This window comes from Streptomyces sp. NPDC005761, assembly GCF_040630635.1.
GTDB lineage: Bacteria > Actinomycetota > Actinomycetes > Streptomycetales > Streptomycetaceae > Streptomyces.
In genome coordinates, this window is sequence record NZ_JBEXXX010000010.1 from 157,732 (window position 1) to 174,655 (window position 16,924).

Sequence of the window (16,924 nt, forward strand, 5' to 3'; positions counted from 1 at the left end):
CCCCGCCGCGGGTGGTGATGGTCGGTTCGGCGCGGTGGCCGGGCCCGTTCCGGCAGGCCTGCACGTGCCCCCGGTGGCGACGCAGCAGAGTGTCAGAGCTTCTCCGTCAGCAGCGCGTGAATCGTCGCGATGAACGGGTCCGTCCGGTGCACCCGCCGGGTGCACATCGCCGCCACCGCGGTGCCGGTGTCCGGCTGGAAGCCGAGGAACATCTGCTGTCCGAGCGTGGCTCCCGCGTGGAAGCAGACCGGTCCGCGCGGTGACGGATGGCGGAACCAGGTGAGCGTGTGCGTGTGCGCGTGTCCCGGTCCACGGCGCAGCAGGGGGCGCCGTACGTCCGCGAACGCAGCGGTCAGCGAGCGTGTGGGCGCGGCGGCTGCCGGGAGGTGTGCCTCCAGGAAGGTGAGCAGGTCCGGGGGTGTCGCCCGGACCGCTCCGGCCGCGAGGAAACCGCCGACGTCCAGCGCGGGCAGCGGTGTGCCGTCGCGCCGGTGCCCCACCGCGTCGCCGGCCGGCGGCCCGGGCCGCAGTCGTGTGCCGTGCAGGCCGAGCGGGTCCAGGACCTCCTGCTGGAGGAGCGTCTCCCAGGGCGTGCCGGTGGCGGCGGCCAGGGTGTGGCCGAGCACGGAGACGGCGAAGTTCGAGTAGCGCCAGCGGGTGCCCGGCCGGTGGCGCGGACTGGCGCGCAGGAACGCCCGGACGAGGCGGTCGGCGGGGTAGCGGCTGTACGGCGCCGTCGACCACCGGGGCAGCGCCTGCGGATAGAAGTCGGCCGGCAGCGCGGGGAGGCCGGAGGTGTGGGTGATCAGATGGCGCAGGGTGATCGCGCGGACGGCGGGGTGCACCGGATGCCCGGGGGCCAGCAGTTCGGCCGCCGCGTCCTCGTACCGCACACGTCCCGCCGCGACGAGAGCGGCCAGGAGCAGCCCGGTGAAGGGCTTGGACGCGGAACCGAGCTCGTAGCGGGGTGCGTCGCCCGGCCGCATGCCCGCGTCGAGCCGGTAGGTGCGCCGGCCCCGGTGGCTGAGCGCGATCACGAGGCCGGGTGCGTCGATGGTGCGGGCGGCATCGGTCAGCAACTGGGCCCGCTCGCCGTCGCCCTGGGCCTGCCGGTCGGGCGAGGTCCGGCGGACCTCCTGCGGGGCCGTCACGCGGGGGCCGGGGCAGTGAGGTCCGACAGGGCGCGGGACAGGGCCAGCGCCGAGGCGAACGCCGCCACCAGCGTGGGGTGGTAGACGAGGTCGAAGACGGACTCCTCGTCACCTTCCGGCATTCCGCCCATCACCGGCATCGCTCCGTCCGGCTGCTGGGCCGCGGCGAAGCCCTCCCAGGCCGCCGGGTCGAGGGTCGGCTCCGGGAGGCAGGCGTCCACGACGAGCAGTTCGCCCAGCAGGTCCCAGCGACCGAGGTCGAGCCAGTCGTCGAGCCACACCGGCAGCCAGAGGGCGAGGTAGTCCGCCACGTCGGCGGGCAGCCCGGCCGGGTCGGCGCCCCAGTCGGTCAGATGGAAGACCGTGTGGGTGATGTCGTAGCCGATGTTTCCCTCGACCGTCCAGGGCTCGGGCCGCCGCGACAGCCAGGTGCGCCGGTACGCCTCGTCGAGCGGCACGCTCGGCTCCAGCCCGAAGCGGCGTTCCATGGCGCTGAGTCCGAGCCGGCGCACCGGCACGACCTCCAGCGCGCCCCAACTGCTCAGCCGGTGGTTCAGCCGGACGGCCGCCTCCAGGGACGGCTCCCGGAACCCGAGCTCCCGGAACGGTACGTAGACCTCCATCGGTACGGGACAGAGCGGTTCGCGCCGCTGGCCGTCGAGGAGGCGGCCCCCTGATCCCAGCAGTTCGTGCCAGGCGTGGTCGAGGAGCTTGCGTGCCAGGGCGGCCTGCCGGGAGCCGGCGACCCCTTCTCGGAAGATGACCTTGCTGATGAGTGCCAGTTCACCGAGCGGCTTGAACCGGTCCAGGACCCCCACCTCGGGAGGCGGGTCGTCGTCCAGCCGGAACCCCGACCGGTGGTCGTACAGCCACCCCAGGGCCCGCGCGCCGACGTCATGGATCTGCTGGATGCCGCTCATGCGGCAACTCCCTTCGTGCGGCTGGTCCGGAGGCCGGTGCGGCTCATCCGGCGGACCCGGCCTCGTCCGCCGCGTCGGCGTCCGCCCGGTGCGCGGTGAGCCGGTTGAGGCACAGCGCGGCGGCGAACGCGGTCACCAGGGTGGAGTGGTAACAGGCGAGAAAGGGGTACGGGTCCGGCTCGGCGCAGGCATCGCCCCCCTCGCCCACTCGTCCTGCCTCTCCCGCCCCGCCGGTCTGCGGCGTGTCATCTGCCTGCGACGTCCGCGCGGGGCCCTCTCCCCACGGAGTCCGCGCCGGGGCGACCGTGGGGCCGGTCTCCGGTACGGCACCGCTCGGGGCCTGCGCGGTGGCGAGCGCGGGCCAGGCCGCGTCCAGCAGGTCCGTGGGCGGCGGCCCGGGCAGGGCTGCCGTGACCGCGAGCAGTTCGCCCGTCAGATCCCATTGCCGGCTCTCCAGACAGCCGTCGATCCAGGGCGGCAGCCAGGCCCGCAGATAGGCGTCGATGTCGGCGGGCATCCGCTCGGGGAGACAGCACCAGTCGGTGATGTGGAAGACGGTGTGGGTCAGCGCGTAGCCGGAAGGCCCCTCGAACATCCATGGTTCGCACAGCCCGCCCAGCCAGGTACGCGCGAGCACCTCGCCGGCGTCGGCGTGCGGGGCGGTGCCGACCCGCCGCTCGGAGTTGATGAGTCCCAGCTCCCGGTTGGCGTGCTGCTCGGTGTGGGCCCAGCCCCTGGTCGCGGAGAGGGTGCCGGCCAGGGCCTCGAAGCCCTCGTTGCGCAGTCCGTGCCCGGCGAAGGCGGCGTAGATCTCGTACGGGTACGCGGCGAAGGGCTCACCTCGCAGCAGTTCCAGGAGCAGGTCGCCCGCGTGCACCTGGTCCCACGCGAACGTGATGAGTTCTCCGGCCGTCCGGTGTTCGGGGGTGCCCGGGGCGGTGCTGCGGCGAATGGTGGTGCAGAGCTGGGCCAGTTCGCCGAGGGGTTTGAGGGTGTGGTTGACCTTGGTGTGCGGCTCCAGCACGTCCGGGGGGAGGACGAAGCCGGAACGGTGGGCGTCGGCCCAGCCGAGTGCCTTGCGCAGTACGGCGGGCAGGACGGTCAACGCCGCGCCCGCCCCGACGCCGGGTGCGGTGCCCACCGATGCCGTCACCGCGCCCGCCCCTCGGCCATGAGCCGGGCTGCCCGTACGTGCAGGGCGACCCGGGGGTCCGCGCCGCCCATGAGCTCGACGAAGTCGAGTCCGCGGTCCAGGCCCAGGCTGTCGGGCCGGCCGTCCAGCGCGGCCAGCCAGCGGCCGGTGCCCGCCGCCTGGAGCCAGTTGCGCCGCCGCACCGCGCGGACGAACCCCCGGGACAGATCCACGACCCGATGGGCGGCGGCCCGGTGCACGGCCGACGAGGCGGCGGGGACGGCGAGCGGGGCCAGCACGGAGAGCTGATGAGTGAAGGCCTGCCAGGGGGCTCCTTCGAGCCATGCCGCATTCGGCTCGTCGGCACCGGGTGCGGTGGCCGGTGGCATTCCGGGGGTGACGGGGGCCGGTGCCGTCCGGTGCAGGGCGGACATCATGCCCCAGTGGCTCCAGACCGCGGCGTCGGAGGCGTCGGCCCGGGGCGGGAACTCCCGCACGGCACGGAGGAGCACGGCGATGTCCCCCGGATGCGGACTGCGCCCGTACAGCACGCTGGGCAGAAGCAGATCGGCTCCGATGACGCGTACCGCGGCGATTCCCGTCCGGTTGTCCTCGTCGATTCCGGCCGCGCCGCAAACCGTGGCGAGGTGGTCCCCGCTCCGAAGAGCGAGGACCACCTCTGTTGCCAGGTCATGCACGGCACCCGCGAGGGGGGACGGAGCATGTGACTGGTCCATGTGCTACCGACTAGCCCTTCTTCGGGCGGGGGGTCGGAGGCGAGAGCAGCAGTGCGGAGCCGCCTCCGAGGAGCGCGAGGTACGCGCACTCGCGGGAGTCGCGGTAGAATCCTTCGGCCTCGCCGGGGTTGAGCGCCTCGTCGAGGTCCAGCTCGATGTCGGTGGCAGTGGTCTCTGTGGTGTACATGGGTGTTGCCCCGTCCTGTGGGAAATTGAGGGGGGTTGCCGTACGTTTCGAGTGGAATGCATGGAATGCAGATCCGCAAACGAAAGAGGCTGGTCAGGGCGTTTTCCCATTCAATTGAATGATGAATTCAATACCTCACCACAAGGCGCTGAACTGGGGCGACGCCTATTTCACTCACCGAAATGGGGGGTAGTGCGCGGGGCGCATCCAGCGTGTGAGGTGCGCATCCGGACCATCGATCGCCGCTCCCCGAAGGGGTGCGCGAGACGTCGCCGCAATTCCTCTCGTCGACAGCGGCATCGCACGGGAACCAGGAGGGACGGCTTCCTCGCAGGCAGCCCCGGCGTCGCGCACCGATCGCGGGTCCGCCTGCCGGGCGAGGCATTCGTTCCGGGCAGGCAGATCCCAGGACTCAGAGGCGCTCGATGACGGTCACGTTGGCCTGGCCGCCTCCCTCACACATGGTCTGCAGGCCGTACCGGCCGCCGGTGCGCTCCAGTTCGTGCAGCAGGGTCGTCATCAGCTTGGCGCCGGTGGCGCCCAGCGGATGGCCGAGAGCGATGGCGCCGCCGTTGACGTTGACCCTGTCCGGGTCGGCGCCGGTCTCCTTCAGCCAGGCGAGGACGACCGGTGCGAACGCCTCGTTGATCTCGACCAGGTCCATGTCTCCGATGGACATCCCGGCCTTCTTCAGCGCGTACGCCGTCGCCGGAATGGGCGCCGACAGCATGCGGATCGGGTCCTCGCCTCGCACGGAGAGGTGGTGGATGCGGGCGCGTGGGGTCAGGCCGTGTTCCGCGACCGCCCGTTCGGAGGCGATGAGAAGCGCCGAGGCTCCGTCGGACACCTGCGAGGAGACGCCTGCGGTCAGCCGGCCGCCCTCGACGACCGCCTTGAGGCCGGCCATCTTCTCCAGTGAGGTGTCACGGCGCGGCCCCTCGTCCACCGTCACGCCCCCGTAGGCAACGATCTCCCGGGCGAACCGGCCCTCGTCGATGGCGCGCAGCGCCCGCCGGTGCGACCGGAGAGCGAAGTGCTCCATGTCCTCCCGGGAGATGCCCCACTTCTCCGCGATGAGTTCGGCGCCGTGGAACTGGTTGACGGGAGCGTCGCCGTAGCGGGCGCGCCAGCCCTCGGAGCCTGCGTACGGGCCGTCCGTCAGTCCCAGGGGTTCGGCGGCCTGGCGACTGGCGTAGGCGATGGGGACCATCGACATGTTCTGGGTGCCGCCCGCGACGACCAGGTCCTGGGTGCCGGACATGACGCCCTGGGCGGCGAAGTGGACGGCCTGCTGGGAGGAGCCGCACTGCCGGTCGACCGTGGTACCCGGTACCTCCTCGGGAAGGCCCGCGGCGAGCCAGGCGGTGCGGGCGATGTCCCCGGCCTGCGGGCCGACGGTGTCGAGGCAGCCGAACACGACGTCCTCCACCGCTGCCGGGTCGATCCCGCTGCGCTCGACCAACGCCTTGATGACGTGGGCCCCGAGGTCGGCGGGATGCACGGCGGACAGCCCGCCCTTGCGCCGGCCGACCGGGGTGCGTACCGCTTCGACGATGTAGGCCTCGGCCATGTCTGCTCCTTCGTACGGGACATGAGGGCGTATCAGGTGGGCGTGGTGATGCCCGCGAGGACCATGGACAGGTACTGGCGGCGAACACCTCGGCGGCGGTCGCCAGGAGTTCGGCGCGACGCTCGGCGGCGGCGTTCCCGGCGATGGCGTTCACGCCCTCTGGCTGCTGACGGACACGGTCTCCCCCGTCATGTACGAGGAATAGCCGCTGGCCAGGAAGACGATGACGTTGGCGATCTCCCAGGGTTCCGCGTACCGGCCGAAGGCCTCGCGCTCGGTGAGCTCGGCGAGCAGTTCCGGGGTGGTGACCTTCACCAGGTGCGGATGCATCGCCAGACTCGGGGCGACCGCGTTGACGCGTACCCCGAAGTCCGCCGCCTCCAGGGCGGCGCAGCGGGTGAGGGCCATGACACCGGCCTTCGCGGCGGCGTAGTGGGCCTGGCCGCGCTGGGCGCGCCAGCCGGTCACGGACGCGTTGTTGACGACGACGCCGCCGGTGCCACGGTCCTTGAAGCGGCGCAGGGCGGTGCGGGTGCAGCGGAAGGTGCCGTTGAGAGTGACGTCGAGGACCTTTGCCCACTGGTCGTCGGTCATGTCGACGAGGTCGGCGGTGCCGCCGAGACCTGCGTTGTTGACGACGATGTCGAGGCCGCCGTGGCGTTCGCAGGCAACGGCGAACAGGGCGTCGACCTGCTGCTGGGCGGTGACATCGCAGGGCAGTGCGGAGACGTTGTCCGCACCGAACTCCTCGGCGAGGGCTGCGGCGCTCTCCTTGAGGCGGCGTTCGTGAGCGTCTCCGATGACGATCCGGGCGCCCTCCTCGAGGAACTTGCGGGCCGTTGCTCCACCGATGCCGGCGCCCGCGGCGGCGGTGATCACGGCGGTGCGTCCGGCCAGGAGGGAGTGGCCCGGTACATAGGGCGGTTGCCGGGTCACGGGCGGATCTCCTTGGGCAGGCCGAGGACGCGCTCGGCGATGATGTTGCGCTGGATCTCGTTGGATCCGGCGTAGATGGTGTCGGAGCGGGAGAAGAGGAACAGCCGCTGCCAGTCGTCGAGTTCGTAGGGCGCCCCGGGGGCTGCCATACCACCGGCGCCCAGGACGCTCATGGCGAGTTCGCCGAGCTCACGGTGCCAGGTGGCCCAGAAGATCTTCCCGATGGACGCCTCGGGGCCGGGTGCGCCCGCCGCCGCACCGTCGAGCATGCGCAGGGCGTTGAACCGGATGGTCTCCAGCCCCGTCCAGGCGCGGGCGAGGCGGTCGCGGATCAGCGGATCGTCCGCGGCGCCGTTGCTGCGGGCCAGGGCGACGAGTGATTCCAGTTCGCGCCGGAAGCCGACCTGCTGTCCGAGGGTGGAGACGCCGCGTTCGAAGCCGAGTGTGCCCATGGCCACCCGCCAGCCGTCGCCGGGTTCCCCGACGACGTGTGTGTTGCGGGTGCGGGCGCCGTCGAAGAAGACCTCGTTGAATTCGGAGGTGCCGGTCAGTTGCTGGATCGGCCGGATCTCCACGCCCGGCTGGTCGAGCGGGACCAGCAGACAGGACAGGCCCGCGTGGCGGATGGAGCCCGCCTCGGTGCGGGCGAGGACGAAGCACCAGTGGGCGTCGTGAGCGAGTGACGTCCAGATCTTCTGCCCGGTGACCACCCAGTCCTCGCCGTCCCGCTCGGCCCGGGTCCGTACGTTCGCCAGGTCGGAGCCGGCGTCCGGCTCGCTGTAGCCCTGACACCACAGCTCCTCGACGGCGACGATCGGCGGCAGGAAGCGGGCCTGCTGCTCGGGCGTGCCGAACGCCACCAGGGTCGGCCCGAGCAGTTGCTCCCCGATGTGGTTGACCCGTGCCGGGGCGTCGGCCAGGGCGTACTCCTCATGGAAGGCGACCTGTTGCTCGATGGTCGCGCCCCGGCCTCCGTGCTCCTTCGGCCAGCCCACGCAGGTCCATCCCTCGGCCGCCATGTGCCGTTCCCAGGCGAGCCGTTCGGCGAAGGCCTCGTGCTCGCGACCGGGTCCGCCGCGGCCGCGAAGGCCCGCGAAGGCGCCGGTGAGGCCGGCGGCCAGCCAGCCGCGGATCTCGGCGCGGAACTCCTCGACGCTGCTCATGGGCGTACGTTAATCTACCAAACACTTGTTAGGGAAGGAGGGGCCGATGTCCCCTGCCCACGACGAACCGGTGCGCTACGGGAAGCGGGGCCCTGGCGGGACGGTGACCATGGACCGGCCCGACCACCGCAACGCACAGTTCGGCCTGCACCATCCGGCACACGCGCACAACGCCGAGGCCGCGCCGGACGCGCTCGGAGGCATGGACATCCGGGCGACGACGAAGGCGGGCGCCTGATGGACCTCGACTTCGACGCGTCCGACGAGGCATTCCGTACCGAGGCGCGCGAGTGGCTGGCCATTCACGTCCCGGCCGCTCCCCTGCCGTCCCTGGAGACCGCGGAGGGTTTCGCCGCGCACCGGGACTGGGAGGCCGCCCTGGCCGCCGACCGCTGGTCGGTGGTCTCCTGGCCCGAGGAGTTCGGCGGGCGCGGGAGTTCCCTGCTGCGCTGGATGATCTTCGAGGAGGAGTACTACGCGGCCGGGGCTCCCGGCCGGGTCAGCCAGAACGGCATCAGTCTGCTGGCCCCGACCCTCTTCGAGCACGGCACCGCCGAGCAGCGGGCCCGCGCCCTGCCCGCGATGGCGCGCGGCGAGGTCATCTGGGCGCAGGCGTGGTCCGAGCCGGAGTCCGGCTCCGATCTTGCCTCGCTGAAGTCGGCGGCCGTACGGACGGAGGGCGGCTGGCTGATCAGCGGACAGAAGACCTGGTCCTCCCGCGCAGCCTTCGCCGACCGGGCCTTCGGACTGTTCCGCAGCGATCCCGGCGCGGACCGGCCGCACCGCGGGCTCACCTACCTAATGTTCCCGCTCGACGCCGAGGGCGTGACCGTACGGCCCATCGGGCGGCTCGACGGGAAGCCCGCCTTCGCCGAACTCTTCCTGGACGAGGTGTTCGTACCGGACGAGGACGTCATCGGCGAGCCCGGTCAGGGCTGGCGGGTCGCGATGAGCACCACGGGCGACGAGCGCGGGCTCACCCTGCGCAGCCCGGGCCGTTTCACGGCCGCCGCGGACCGGCTGACCGCCCTGTGGCGGGAGTACGGGGACCCGGCTGACACGGCCATGCGCGACCGGGTCGCCGACGCGGTGATCGGGGCGCGCGCCTACCGCCTGTTCTCCTACGCGGGAGTCTCCCGGATCCTGCACGGCGAGGGCGGTCCCGCCGGGGCCGCCTCCAGCCTCAACAAGATCTACTGGTCCGAGCTGGACATCGCGCTGCACGAGACGGCGCTCGACCTGCTCGGCCCCTACGGCGAACTCGCCGACCACGCGACGGAAGCCCCGGGCCTCGGCAGCTGGTCCGAGGGCTACACCTTCTCGCTGGCCGGTCCCCTCTACGCGGGCACCAACGAGATCCAGCGCGACATCGTCGCCGAGCGGCTGCTCGGCCTGCCGAAGGGGCGCCGCTGATGCGTTTCCTCCTGGACGCGGGGCAGCGGGACCTCGCCCGTTCACTCGACGCTCTGCTCACCTCCTGCGACACCCCGGCCCTCGTACGGTCATGGGCGGCCGGCGACCACGGTCCGGGGCGTGCCGTCTGGGTGCGGCTGGCCGAGGTCGGTGTGTTCGCCCTTGCGGTCCCTGAGCAGCACGAGGGGTTCGGCCCGCTGCCCCTCGAACTGTCCCTCGCCTTCGAGGCGCTGGGGCGCCACGCCGTCCCGGGGCCACTGGTGGAGACGGTTGCCGCGGCTGCTCTGCTGGACCGGCTCGGCGACGACCGCGTCGCCGCCGGGAGGCTGCCCGGTATCGCCTCGGGCAAGTCGGTCGTCTCTCTCGGAGTGGCCTCCCTCGGCCCGTACGTCCTGGACGCCGACGCGGCGGACGCGGTGTTCGTGGTGGACGGCGACACCCTGCGCATCGCGAGCGGAACGGGGACCGTACAGCCTTCGGCGGATCCCGCGCGACGACTGTCACGGCCGGCGGGCGGGACGGTCCTCGCCCAAGGCCCGGCGGTGGCCGCCGCCGCCGCGTACGCGGCGGATGTGGCCGCGCTCGCCACGGCGGCCCAGGCACTCGGGGTCGGCCGGGCGCTGCTCGCCCGCACCGTCGCATACGTCACGCAGCGCACCCAGTTCGGGGTGGCGATCGGCTCGTTCCAGGCGGTCAAGCACCGGCTGGCCGACACCCTGCTGGCCCTGGAGTTCGCCGGCCCGCTGGTGCACGGCGCCGCGGTCTCGCTCGCCGCCGACGACGAGGGGGCGGGCCGCGACATCGCCGCGGCCAAGGTCACCGCGGGCGAGGCCGCGTACGCGGCGGCGCGCACGGCCCTCCAACTGCACGGTGCCGTGGGCTACACCGACGAGCTCGACCTGTCGCTGTGGATCCGCAAGGCCCGTCCCCTGCGTGACGCCTGGGGCACCCCGGCCGCATGCCGGGCCCGCGTCATGGGAGCGGCCCGATGAGACTCACGCAGGAGCAGGAAGAGCTGCGGTCGGCCGTACGGGCCCTGTTGACGCAGCATCACCATTACTCCGCCTGGGCTCCGTTGACCACACAGATCGGTGCGGCCGGTCTGGCCGTCCCCGAGGAGTACGGCGGGGCCGGCGGCGGCGCCCGCGATGTCCATGTGCTGATGGAGGAGCTGGGCCGGAGCCTGAGCCCGCTGCCGTGTCTGGGCTCCTCGGTGCTCACGGTGGGGGCGTTGCTGGCCACCGGTGACAGGGAGGCGTGCGGGCGGCTGCTGCCGGGACTCGCCGCGGGCACGTCGGTGGGCACCCTGGCCTGGGCCGAGCAGGGTTCATGGGACCCGGAGGCGATACGCACCGAGGCGGTGCCGTCCTTTGGAGGCGGCCATCTGATCACCGGGGCCAAGGAGTACGTACTGGACCGGCCCGGCGGCGTCGACGTACTGCTCGTCGCGGCCCGAACAGCCCACGGGGTGTCGCTCTTCGAGGTGGCTCCCGACGCCGCCGGGGTGCGGTGCGAGCCCGTCGTGACCATGGACGAGACCCGGGCCCAGGCCCGGTGGCTGCTGGACGGTGCCGAGGGGCGTCCACTGGGCGTGGCCGGCGACGGCGGACGACACCTGGAGCACGTGCGGGACCTGGCGTGCACGGCCCTCGCAGCGGAGCAGGTGGGCGCGGCGGAGCGCTGTCTGGAGCTCACCGTCGAACACGCCAGGAACCGGGTCCAGTTCGGGCGGCCCATCGGCTCGTTCCAGGCGGTCAAGCACCGGCTGGCGGACGCCTACGTCCTGGTGGAGTCGGCACGTTCGGCGGCTCTCGGTGCCGCGTTCGCCGCCGACGAGGATCCGGTCGCGCTGCCGCGCGCCGCCGCCGTCGCGAAGTCCGTCTGCTCCGAGGCGTTCTCGGCGGTGGCCGGCGAGATGATCCAGCTGCACGGCGGGATCGGTATCACCTGGGAGCACGACGCGCACCGCTACTTCAAGCGGGCGCACGGGGCGGGCGAGCTGTTCGGGCCGCCCGCCCGCCATCGGGCGCGGCTCGCCGCCGGACTCGGCCTGACCACCCACTGAGCAGTTCCGGCAGACGGACAGAGAGGGGCCCGGCGCATGGACATCGGCAGCCCGTTGGACTTCACGGGGCACGTGGCGCTGGTCACGGGCGGCACCAGGGGAATCGGTGCCGCCATCGCCGGGGCGTTCCTGGGTGCCGGGGCGGACGTCGTCGTCTGCGGCCGCAACGCCCCGGAGACACTGCCCGCGGCCGGGGGCCGCCGGGCGGTGTTCCTCCCGGCCGATGTGCGCGACCCCGCGGCGGCGTCCTCGTTGGTGGAGGCCGCGGTGGAACGCTTCGGCCGGCTCGACGTGCTCGTCAACAATGCGGGCGGCTCCCCGGACGCGGACTCGGCCACCGTCTCGCCGCGTTTCGTGGAGAAGGTCATCGCGCTCAATCTGCTCGCGCCCTTCTACGTGGCACAGGCCGCGTTCCGCGTCATGCGGGCCCAGGACGGTGGCGGTTCGGTCATCAACATCGGCAGCGTCTCCGGCCAGGACCCGCAGCCGGGCACCGCTGCCTACACGGCCGCCAAGGCCGGGCTGCTGGCCCTCACCAAGGCGCTGGCCCTGGAGTGGGCACCGGCGGTCCGGGTCAACCACATCACCACGGGGCTGATCCGCACCGACAGCGCGGCGGGGGTCTACGGCGCGGACGGCGGGGCGTCGGTGGCGGGCACCATCCCCATGGGACGGATGGCGGTCCCCGACGATGTCGCCCACGCCTGTCTGTTCCTCGCGGGCGGTCTGTCCGGATACGTCAACGGGGCGGACCTGGCGGTGCACGGGGGCGGGGAGTTCCCGGCCCGCTTTCTGGCGGCGAAGGCGGCCGGCGGGCCGGGGTGACAGCTGCGGGACGTGAGGGGGCCTGGGCGGGTCCGGCGTCTCCCGCAGTCGGTGAAGAGCCAGGCGCCACCTCTTTTGAACACGCGCGCCAACGGCGACAGACGGACCACGGGTAAAGAATTTTGCCCATGGTGCAAAATTGCATAGCATGCACCTTCATGAGTGCCGACGATCCATCCCTCGGGCTGCGCGAGCGCAAGAAGCGCGCGACACGCGACGCCCTTGCCGACGTGGCGCTGCGCATGGCCGCGGACCGCGGGATCGAGAACGTGACCGTGGAAGCGGTCACCGACGCGGTCGGTGTCTCCGTGCGTACGTTCTTCAACTACTTCCCGTGCCTGGACGACGCGCTCACCCGGCCCGGCCATGAGAACGCCGAACGGACCCGCCGGGCCGTGCTCAACGCCCCGGAGCACCTCACGGCACTCGAAGCCCTCAGCGAGGCGCTCGCCCAGGAACTCGCCCAGATCGAGGAGGACCACGAGCGCTGGGAACTCCAAATGGCGGTTCTCGGGAAGAGCCCTTCGTTGCTCCCGGGATTCCTGGCCGCCCAGGGCGCCGACGAGCGCGCTCTGATCGCCGTCCTGGCCGAGCGTCTGGGCCAGGATCCCGAGACCGACCTCCAGCCCCGGCTGCTCGCTCACGTGGCGATCGCCGCCGTGCGCGCCACCGTCGAGGTCTGGGCGGCCTCGGGCCGCACCCGTACGTTCCAGAGCCTCTACCGCGAGGCCTTCGCCGCACTGGCCGGGGGCCTGAAGTCCTGAAGGCCCACGTCACCGCGGCCTCACCCGTCACCGCAGAAGCACAACCGCACGACCAGTCACCACAGAACCAGTCACCAGAGAATGAGGAACGTCAGCCGATGACCGCTGCCGTCACACCCGAAGCCGGTACCCCCGGCGCGCCCGAGGAGGCCGCGCCCGGCATGACCCGCCGCCAGATACTCCAGGCCATGTCCGGCCTGATGGCCGGAATGTTCGTGGCCATCCTGGCCTCCACCGTGGTCTCCAACGCCCTGCCCAGGATCATTTCCGACCTGAACGGCAGCCAGTCCTCGTACACCTGGGTCGTCACGGCCGAACTCCTCGCCATGACGGCGACGGTCCCGATCTGGGGCAAGCTGTCCGACCTCTACGACAAGAAGCTGCTCATCCAGCTCTCACTGTCGATGTTCGTGGTCGGTTCGCTCGTCGCCGGCTTCTCGCACAGCGTCGGGCTGCTCATCGTGAGCCGCGTCGTGCAGGGCATCGGCGCGGGCGGCCTCACCGCACTCGCCCAGGTCGTCATGGCGGCGATCATCCCGCCGCGTGAACTCGGCCGCTACTCCGGCATCTTCGGCGCCGTGTTCGCCGTGGGCACCGTCGCGGGACCGCTCATCGGCGGCGTGCTCGTGGACACCTCCTGGCTGGGCTGGCGCTGGTGCTTCTTCATCGGTGTGCCGTTCGCGCTGCTCGCCATCGTGCTGCTCCAGCTGACCCTGAAGCTGCCCACGGTCCGCAGGGAAGTGAAGATCGACTACGTCGGCGCCGTCCTCATCATGAGCGGGGTCAGCGCGCTGCTGCTGTGGGTGACCCTCGCCGGCAACCAGTTCGACTGGGCGTCGTGGCAGACCGCCGCACTCGTCACCGGCGGAGTGGTCCTGCTGGCCACCGCGGTCCTGGTCGAGTCCAAGGTCCAGGAACCGATCATCCCGCTGACCATCTTCCGTAACCGCACGGTGGCGCTGACGACGGTCGCGAGCCTCCTGGTCGGCGTCGCCATGTTCGGCGGCACGGTGTTCCTTTCGCAGTACTTCCAGATCTCGCTCGGCAAGACGCCGACCGTCGCGGGCCTGATGAGCCTGCCGATGATCCTGGGTCTGATGGTCTCCACGACCGTCGCCGGGCAGATCATCTCCTCCCGCGGCAAGTGGAAGGGCTTCCTGATCGCGGGCGGCATCATCATGACGGCGGGCATGGGCCTGCTGTCCACGATCGGCGCCGACTCCTCGTTCGGCATTCTCAGCCTCTACATGGTCGTGCTCGGCGTCGGCGTCGGCATGCTGATGCAGAACCTGGTGCTGGCCGCCCAGAACGACGTGCCCGCCTCGGAGCTCGGTGCGGCGACATCGGTGCTCTCGTTCTTCCGCAGCCTCGGCGGCGCGATCGGTACGAGCGCGCTGGGTGCGGTGCTGGGCCACCGGGTGGCCCAGGAGATGGAGAAGGGCTTCGGCGGAGCTGCGGACAACGGGGGCGCCGGGGACGGCGTTCCCGACCTCAGCACCCTTCCCGAGCCGGCCCGGCAGGTGGTCGAGCACGCGTACGGCGTCGCGACCGCGGACGTCTTCCTGATCGGCGCCCCCTTCGCGCTCCTCGCCCTGGTCGCGGTGCTGTTCATCAAGGAGAAGCCGCTCAGGACGCAGAGCGGTATGGAGCGGCTCGCGGAGGAGAGCGCCGCGGCGGCCAAGTCCGCCGCCGCACCGACGCACTGACAGCTGGTCATCGGGTCCCGGAGCCCCGCATCGCACGCGCCTGCCGCGTGCCGGTGCGGGGCTCCGCCGTGATCTCGCCGACGCACGCAGGACTGCCGCCCTCCAGCGGCCGAGCCTTGCATCATATGAGGCCGGACCGGGATGGATCGAGCGGATTTCCACCTGCCATGGTGTCGCCATGACTCCCCCCTCCGAACCGCCCTTCGACGCGCCCGCGACCGCCGCGGAGCGCTTCCCGCTCCAGTTCGCCCGCACCCGGCGCTTCTCACTCGGCGTGCCCCGGCAGTTCACCGTCTCCCCCGACGGCGAACGCGTGCTGTTCGTCCGGACCACCTCGGGCACCGACCCGGTGAGCAGGCTCTGGCTGTACGACAACGGTGCGGAACGGCTCCTCGCCGATCCCCTCGGTCCCGGCTTCGCCGACGACGCGCCGGGTGAGACGCCGCCCGAGGAGACGGCCCGGCGGGAACGGGCCCGTGTGACCACCTCGGGGGTGGTGTCCTACGCCACCGACGACCCCGCCCTGCTGGTTGCCTTCGCGCTCCAGGGCGTGCTCTGGGTGGTGCGCACGGACGGCGGCGCCCCGCGCCGGGTCGCCACGGCCGGGCCGGTCGTCGATCCTCGCCCCTCGCCCGACGGCTCCCTGATCGCGTACGTGTCCCAGGGCGCGCTGCGGACCGTACGGGTGGACGGGACCGGGGACCGGCCGCTTGCCGAACCGGAGGACGAGAACGTGACGTACGGGCTGTCCGACTACGTGTCGCAGGAGTCGATCGGGCGCTCGCGCGGCTACTGGTGGTCGCCCCGCGGCGACGCGCTCCTGGTCGCCCGGGTGGACACGACGGAGGTCCACAAGCGTTACATCGCCGACCCCTCGGACCCCGGGCGGCCGCCCCGCGTGGTGTCGTATCCGGCCGCCGGGACGGCGAACGCGAAGGTGTCCCTGCACCTGATTCGGGTCGGTGGGGAGCGGATCGGCGTCCACCTGCCCGAGGAGGCCGGCGAGGAACACCCCGAAGGCGTGTGGACGGACCGGGCGTTCGAGTACGTGGTGGCAGCCGGCTGGGACGGCCACGGGCCACTCGTCTCCGTCCAGACGCGGGACCAGCGCTCGGTGCACGTCCTGGAGGTGGACGAGACGTCGGGCGCGACCCGCACCTCGCACCGGGCCCACGACCGCGCCTGGGTCTCCCTGCGTCCGGGCACCCCGCTGCGTCTCGGCTCCGGAGCGCTCGTCGTCGCCGCACGGCCGGGCGGCGACACCCAGGGGCTCGACATCGGCGGGGCCGTCACACCGCCGGGCCTGGAGGTGCGCGAGGTGATAGGCGCGGCGGACGGGCGGGTGTTCTTCACGGCGGGCGAGGAGCCGACCGAGATCCACGTCTGGTCGTCCGCCCCGGGCGGCGGCCCTGACGCGGCCCCCGTACGCGTCAGCGGCACACCGGGTGTGCACACGGCGGCGGTCGGCGGCCCGACGGTGGTCCTCGACAGCAGGACACCGGACGGCCATACGGTGACGGTGCACCGCGCCGGCATGCCGGAGGGCCGCATCGCGGTCCTGGCGGAGGAACCGCTCGTCACCCCGCGACCGCTGGCCCTGCGCCTGGGGAAGCGGGAACTGCGCAGCAGGCTCTACCTGCCTTCCTGGCACCGGCCGGGCGATGCTCCGCTGCCGGTACTGCTCAGCCCCTACGCCGGCCACGGCATGCAGGTCGTCCTGGAGGTGCGGACCTGGTGGACCGCGGTCGCCCAGTGGTTCGCCGAGCAGGGGTTCGCGGTGCTGGTCACCGATGGACGGGGCACGCCGGGGCGCGGCGAGGAGTGGGAGAAGTCGGTGTACGGCGACCGGCTGACGGCCGTCCTGGAGGACCAGACCGACGCGTTGCACGCTGCGGCCGCCCGGCACCCGGACCTCGACCTGACGAGGGTGGCGATGCGGGGATGGTCGTTCAGCGGGTATCTGGCGGCGGCGGCCGTACTGCGGCACCCGGAGGTCTTCCACGCGGCCGTGGCGGGCGCGGCCCCCGCCGACCGGCGGCTCTACGACACCCATTGGGAGGAACGTTTCCTGGGCCACCCGGACGTGCAGCCCGAGAACTACACCCGCAATTCGCTCCTGGACGAGGCGGCGGGGCTGACCCGGCCGCTCATGCTCGTGCACGGTCTTGCCGATGACAATGTGGCCGTGGCGCACACGCTGCGGCTCTCCGCAGCGCTGCTCGCCGCGGGCAGGCCGCACACGGTTCTGCCGTTGTCGGGCGCCGGCCACCTGGTCGGCCAGGAGCGGACCGCGAGCAGTCTGTTGCTGCTGGAGCGGGACTTCCTGAGGAAGTCCCTGGAGCTTTGAACACAGAT

General features: G+C 72.2%; 16 protein-coding genes. 8 read left to right on the forward strand and 8 right to left on the reverse strand.

Annotation, left to right across the window (positions count from 1 at the left end; translation table 11 throughout):
- Positions 1-92: 92 nt before the first annotated feature.
- The 8 genes from ABZ434_RS12935 to ABZ434_RS12970 all read right to left on the reverse strand — a co-directional run bounded on the left by ABZ434_RS12935 (position 93) and on the right by ABZ434_RS12970 (position 7,796).
- Positions 93-1,079 (reverse strand): serine hydrolase domain-containing protein, encoded by a 987-nt coding sequence (locus ABZ434_RS12935; RefSeq protein ID WP_359134940.1) that lies wholly within the window; start codon positions 1,077-1,079, stop codon positions 93-95.
- A gap of 68 nt (positions 1,080-1,147) precedes the next feature.
- Positions 1,148-2,071: a hypothetical protein gene (locus tag ABZ434_RS12940; protein ID WP_359134838.1), complete on the reverse strand. Its 924-nt coding sequence runs from the start codon at positions 2,069-2,071 to the stop codon at positions 1,148-1,150.
- Positions 2,072-2,114: 43 nt separating this feature from the next.
- Entirely contained in the window at positions 2,115-3,224 is a 1,110-nt protein-coding gene (locus ABZ434_RS12945; RefSeq protein WP_359134840.1) for a hypothetical protein, read from the reverse strand.
- Positions 3,221-3,940: a hypothetical protein gene (locus tag ABZ434_RS12950; RefSeq protein WP_359134842.1), complete on the reverse strand. Its 720-nt coding sequence runs from the start codon at positions 3,938-3,940 to the stop codon at positions 3,221-3,223. The genes ABZ434_RS12945 and ABZ434_RS12950 overlap by 4 nt, the downstream gene beginning before the upstream one ends.
- Before the next feature lie 10 nt (positions 3,941-3,950).
- A complete protein-coding gene (locus ABZ434_RS12955; RefSeq protein ID WP_219569054.1) occupies positions 3,951-4,127 on the reverse strand; it encodes a hypothetical protein in 177 nt (58 codons plus the stop codon).
- 412 nt (positions 4,128-4,539) lie between these two features.
- Complete coding sequence (locus tag ABZ434_RS12960; protein ID WP_359134844.1) at positions 4,540-5,697, reverse strand: acetyl-CoA C-acetyltransferase; 1,158 nt, start codon at positions 5,695-5,697, stop codon at positions 4,540-4,542.
- Positions 5,698-5,847: 150 nt separating this feature from the next.
- Positions 5,848-6,633, reverse strand: a complete 786-nt coding sequence (locus ABZ434_RS12965; RefSeq protein WP_359134846.1) for an SDR family oxidoreductase — start codon at positions 6,631-6,633, stop codon at positions 5,848-5,850.
- Positions 6,630-7,796, reverse strand: coding sequence for an acyl-CoA dehydrogenase family protein (locus ABZ434_RS12970; RefSeq protein WP_359134847.1), 1,167 nt, complete (start codon positions 7,794-7,796; stop codon positions 6,630-6,632). Before ABZ434_RS12970 ends, ABZ434_RS12965 begins: the two co-directional genes overlap by 4 nt.
- 46 nt (positions 7,797-7,842) lie before the next feature.
- Here ABZ434_RS12970 and ABZ434_RS12975 point away from each other — a divergent pair, with 46 nt between their 5' ends.
- From ABZ434_RS12975 to ABZ434_RS13010, 8 genes are all read left to right on the forward strand, one after another.
- Positions 7,843-8,034 carry a hypothetical protein gene (locus ABZ434_RS12975; protein ID WP_359134848.1) on the forward strand — a complete coding sequence of 64 codons (192 nt, stop codon included), beginning with the start codon at positions 7,843-7,845 and terminating at the stop codon, positions 8,032-8,034.
- Positions 8,034-9,209, forward strand: coding sequence for an acyl-CoA dehydrogenase family protein (locus tag ABZ434_RS12980; protein ID WP_359134850.1), 1,176 nt, complete (start codon positions 8,034-8,036; stop codon positions 9,207-9,209). The genes ABZ434_RS12975 and ABZ434_RS12980 overlap by 1 nt, the downstream gene beginning before the upstream one ends.
- Positions 9,209-10,201: an acyl-CoA dehydrogenase gene (locus ABZ434_RS12985; RefSeq protein WP_359134852.1), complete on the forward strand. Its 993-nt coding sequence runs from the start codon at positions 9,209-9,211 to the stop codon at positions 10,199-10,201. Before ABZ434_RS12980 ends, ABZ434_RS12985 begins: the two co-directional genes overlap by 1 nt.
- Positions 10,198-11,274 (forward strand): acyl-CoA dehydrogenase family protein, encoded by a 1,077-nt coding sequence (locus ABZ434_RS12990; protein WP_359134854.1) that lies wholly within the window; start codon positions 10,198-10,200, stop codon positions 11,272-11,274. The genes ABZ434_RS12985 and ABZ434_RS12990 overlap by 4 nt, the downstream gene beginning before the upstream one ends.
- 36 nt (positions 11,275-11,310) lie before the next feature.
- The gene (locus ABZ434_RS12995; protein ID WP_359134856.1) at positions 11,311-12,099 is read left to right on the forward strand and encodes an SDR family oxidoreductase; all 789 of its coding nucleotides are present in this window, start codon (positions 11,311-11,313) and stop codon (positions 12,097-12,099) included.
- 158 nt (positions 12,100-12,257) lie between these two features.
- Positions 12,258-12,863, forward strand: a complete 606-nt coding sequence (locus tag ABZ434_RS13000; protein ID WP_359134858.1) for a TetR family transcriptional regulator — start codon at positions 12,258-12,260, stop codon at positions 12,861-12,863.
- A gap of 98 nt (positions 12,864-12,961) precedes the next feature.
- Entirely contained in the window at positions 12,962-14,569 is a 1,608-nt protein-coding gene (locus ABZ434_RS13005; RefSeq protein ID WP_359134860.1) for an MDR family MFS transporter, read from the forward strand.
- Positions 14,570-14,747: 178 nt separating this feature from the next.
- Positions 14,748-16,916 (forward strand): prolyl oligopeptidase family serine peptidase, encoded by a 2,169-nt coding sequence (locus ABZ434_RS13010; protein WP_359134862.1) that lies wholly within the window; start codon positions 14,748-14,750, stop codon positions 16,914-16,916.
- Positions 16,917-16,924 lie beyond the last annotated feature (8 nt).

What these genes read in the sequence shown, in the direction of transcription:
- ABZ434_RS12940 (WP_359134838.1), bottom strand. Translation starts at nt 2,071, where the DNA reads ATGAGCGGCATCCAGCAGATCCATGACGTCGGCGCGCGGGCCCTGGGG.
- ABZ434_RS12970 (WP_359134847.1), bottom strand. Translation starts at nt 7,796, where the DNA reads ATGAGCAGCGTCGAGGAGTTCCGCGCCGAGATCCGCGGCTGGCTGGCC.
- ABZ434_RS12950 (WP_359134842.1), bottom strand. Translation starts at nt 3,940, where the DNA reads ATGGACCAGTCACATGCTCCGTCCCCCCTCGCGGGTGCCGTGCATGAC.
- ABZ434_RS12995 (WP_359134856.1), top strand. Translation starts at nt 11,311, where the DNA reads ATGGACATCGGCAGCCCGTTGGACTTCACGGGGCACGTGGCGCTGGTC.
- ABZ434_RS13010 (WP_359134862.1), top strand. Translation starts at nt 14,748, where the DNA reads ATGACTCCCCCCTCCGAACCGCCCTTCGACGCGCCCGCGACCGCCGCG.
- ABZ434_RS12985 (WP_359134852.1), top strand. Translation starts at nt 9,209, where the DNA reads ATGCGTTTCCTCCTGGACGCGGGGCAGCGGGACCTCGCCCGTTCACTC.
- ABZ434_RS12955 (WP_219569054.1), bottom strand. Translation starts at nt 4,127, where the DNA reads ATGTACACCACAGAGACCACTGCCACCGACATCGAGCTGGACCTCGAC.
- ABZ434_RS12980 (WP_359134850.1), top strand. Translation starts at nt 8,034, where the DNA reads ATGGACCTCGACTTCGACGCGTCCGACGAGGCATTCCGTACCGAGGCG.
- ABZ434_RS12990 (WP_359134854.1), top strand. Translation starts at nt 10,198, where the DNA reads ATGAGACTCACGCAGGAGCAGGAAGAGCTGCGGTCGGCCGTACGGGCC.
- ABZ434_RS13005 (WP_359134860.1), top strand. Translation starts at nt 12,962, where the DNA reads ATGACCGCTGCCGTCACACCCGAAGCCGGTACCCCCGGCGCGCCCGAG.
- ABZ434_RS12975 (WP_359134848.1), top strand. Translation starts at nt 7,843, where the DNA reads ATGTCCCCTGCCCACGACGAACCGGTGCGCTACGGGAAGCGGGGCCCT.
- ABZ434_RS13000 (WP_359134858.1), top strand. Translation starts at nt 12,258, where the DNA reads ATGAGTGCCGACGATCCATCCCTCGGGCTGCGCGAGCGCAAGAAGCGC.
- ABZ434_RS12960 (WP_359134844.1), bottom strand. Translation starts at nt 5,697, where the DNA reads ATGGCCGAGGCCTACATCGTCGAAGCGGTACGCACCCCGGTCGGCCGG.